Annotated in this window: 1 rRNA gene; it reads right to left on the bottom strand. The window is 47.6% G+C overall.

The features are described 5' to 3' along the window. Window positions 1-202 (bottom strand): 16S ribosomal RNA (locus H5089_RS20145); the annotation flags it as partial. Window positions 203-246: the final 44 nt, after the last annotated feature.

Below are 246 nucleotides of genomic sequence, written 5' to 3'. Positions count from 1 at the left end.
CCCCCTTTGGTCCGTAGACATTATGCGGTATTAGCAGTCGTTTCCAACTGTTGTCCCCCACCTCAAGGCATGTTCCCAAGCATTACTCACCCGTCCGCCGCTCGTCAGCAAAGTAGCAAGCTACTCTCTGTTACCGCTCGACTTGCATGTGTTAGGCCTGCCGCCAGCGTTCAATCTGAGCCATGATCAAACTCTTCAATTAAAAAGTTTTATGTCTTTCGACAGCTCAATGAATTCTGAATTTTT

It is taken from the genome of Pseudoalteromonas sp. SR45-1, assembly GCF_014163655.1.
GTDB classification, from domain to species: Bacteria; Pseudomonadota; Gammaproteobacteria; order Enterobacterales; family Alteromonadaceae; genus Pseudoalteromonas; species Pseudoalteromonas distincta.
The sequence above is the reverse complement of the archived record's forward strand: the minus strand, read 5'-3'. Positions and strand labels throughout refer to the sequence as shown.